Raw genomic sequence first — 2,785 nt, 5'->3', positions numbered from 1 at the left:
CGCCCCCCCCCCCGGGCCGCCTGACCGGAGCCCGCCATGATCGCTGCCTTCTTCCGCTTCGAGCTGCGCGAGCAGCTCCGTTCCCCGCTGCTGTGGCTGCTGGCGGGCCTGTTCGCCCTGATGGCCTTCGGTGCCGCGTCGTCCGACGCGATACAGATCGGCGGCGGCGCCGGCAACGTGCACAGCAACGCGCCGACCGTGATCGCCTCGATGCTGGGCGTGTTCACCCTGCTCGGCATGCTGGTGTCCACGTTGTTCGTCAGCAATGCGCTGCTGCGCGACTTCGATCTCGGCACGGCCGAGCTGATCTTCGCCAGCCCGATCAAGCGCCGCGACTACCTGGCCGGCCGCATCGGCGCGGCCTTGGTCAGCGGGCTGCTGGTGTACGTGATCATCGCGCTTGGCCTGGCGCTCGGGCCGTTCATGCCCTGGGTCGATCCGGCCCGCATGGGCCCGGCCTCGCTGTACAGCTACGTCTGGGCATTCGGGGTCATCGTGATTCCGAACCTGATCTTCACCACGGCCCTGCTGGCCTTGCTGGCGGCCACCACGCGCTCGATCCTGTGGGTCTACATCGGCGTGATCGCCTACTTCGTGCTGTACGGCGTCAGCGCGGCACTGCTCAGCGATATCGATAACACCTGGATTGCAGTGCTGAGCGAGCCGCTCGGCCTGCGGGCGCTGTCACGGACCATCCGCTACTGGTCGGTGGCCGAGCGCAACACGGGGTTGCCTGCCGTGGCCGGGCAGCTGCTGGCCAACCGTGCGCTGTGGCTCGGTGTGGCGGCGGTGCTGTTTGCCGCGACCTTTGCCCTGTTCCGCACCGAGCGCAGCGGTAGTGCGGGTCGTCGCTGGGGCCGCAAAGCCGCCGCCGCGGCGACCACGCCGTCGCTGCGTCCGGCCCAGGTCGTGGTGCCCCGCGTGGTGCCGGGTCACGGCGCCGGCACCGCATTCGGTCAGTTCCTTCACCAGGTCCGCTTCGATACCAGCGGCGTGCTGCGCAGTGTGCCGTTCCTGGTGCTGCTGGTACTGGGGCTGTGCAACTTCCTGCCCGGCGCGCTGTTCCGCCAGACCCTGTATGGCACGCCGATCTGGCCGGTTACCTCGGAGATGCTGACCGCCCTGCAGGGCGCCTACAGCTGGCTGCTGATCATCATCGTGCTGTTCTTCGCCGGCGAGCTGGTCTGGAAAGAACGCGCGGCACGGATCAATGAAGTCACCGATGCGATGCCCGTTCCCAACTGGGTCCCGCTGCTGGCCAAGTTCGCCACGCTGGTGGCGGTGATCGCCTGCTTCCAGGCGATCGGTGCGCTGGCCGCGATCGGGGTTCAGCTGAGCAAGGGCTACACCCAGATCGAGCCGCTGGTGTACCTCAAAACGCTGGCACTGGACTCGGTCGTCTACCTGTTGATGGGCGGTTTGGCGCTGGTCCTGCAGGTACTGACCAACAACAAGTTCGTCGGCTACGCCCTGCTGATCGTGGTGATGATCGGGCAGGCGGTGCTGGGCATGCTCGACTACACCCAGAACCTCTACAACTTCGGCAGCTGGCCGATCGCGCCGTACTCGGACATGAACGGCTACGGCCACTTCCTGCCGGGGCAACTGGCGTTCCAGGGCTACTGGGCGCTGTTCCTGCTGGCCCTGCTGTGTGTTGCCTCGGCGTTCTGGGTCCGTGGTGTCGGCACGGGTCTGCGCCAGCGCTTGGTGCTGGCCGGCCGTCGTCTGCGGGGGCCGGCAGGGCTTGGCGCGGCTGTTGCAACGCTGGCGTTCATCGGCCTGGGTGGCTGGTTGTACTGGAGCACCAACATCCGCAATGAGTTCCTCTCGCCGGACCAGCAGCTGGACCTGCAGGCCCGCTACGAACGTGAGCTGTCGCGCTACCGCGACCTGCCGCAGCCGCGCATCGTCGCGGTGGACAACCGCATCGACCTGCATCCGGAAACCCAGTCGGTGGTCATCGATGCGTACTGGACCGTGCGCAACACCCACACCGCGCCCATCGCGCAGCTCCACGTGGCAATGAACGACGACAAGCAGCTGACCGCGGTCGATCTCGGCGGCCAGACCCTGGCCATGCATGACGCCGAGCTGGGCTACCGCATCTACCAGCTGACCGCCCCGCTGCAGCCGGGCGAGGAACGTCGCATCCACTTCCGCGTCAACCAGCACCCGACCGGCATCACCGCCGATCAGGCGCCGACCAACCTGGTGGAGAACGGCAGCTTCTTCAACAGCGGCCTGCTGCCCTCCTTCGGCTACGACCAGGGCGTGCAGATCGCCGATCGCAATGAGCGCCGCAAGCGCGGCCTGGGCGAGCCGAGCCGCATGCCCAAGCTGGAGGACCAGGCCGCACGCGCGAACAACTACGTGACCGACGATGCCGACTGGCTGGCGTTCCGCAGCACGATCTGCACCGCGCCGGACCAGATCGCGCTCGCGCCGGGCTACCTGCAGCACGAAGCGACCGTCAACGGCCGGCGCTGCTTCAGCTACGCCATGGACCGGCCGATGCTGAACTTCTATGCCTACCTGTCGGCCCGCTGGGAAGTGAAGCGCGCAGCGTACAAGGGCATCCCGATCGAGGTGTACTACGATGCGCGCCATGGCTACAACGTGGACCGCATGATCGAAGCGGTGCAGAAGTCGCTGGCCTACTACGAAGCCAACTTCACGCCCTACCAGCATCGGCAGGTGCGCATCATCGAGTTCCCGGGCTATTCGCGTTTTGCCCAGTCGTTTGCCAACACCATCCCCTACTCCGAAGCGATCGGCTTCATCGCCG

General features: G+C 66.9%; 1 protein-coding gene. It reads left to right on the top strand.

Features of this window, described 5'->3' with window-relative positions; all coding sequences use genetic code 11:
• Positions 1–36: 36 nt before the first annotated feature.
• A partial coding sequence (locus tag ACE026_RS14990) for an ABC transporter permease subunit (RefSeq protein WP_486039633.1) occupies positions 37–2,785 on the top strand: 2,749 nt, incomplete at its 3' end.

This window comes from Stenotrophomonas sp. AGC87 (genome assembly GCF_057333975.1).
Note: the sequence above shows the minus strand (reverse complement) of the source record. Positions and strands in the feature narration are given on the sequence as shown.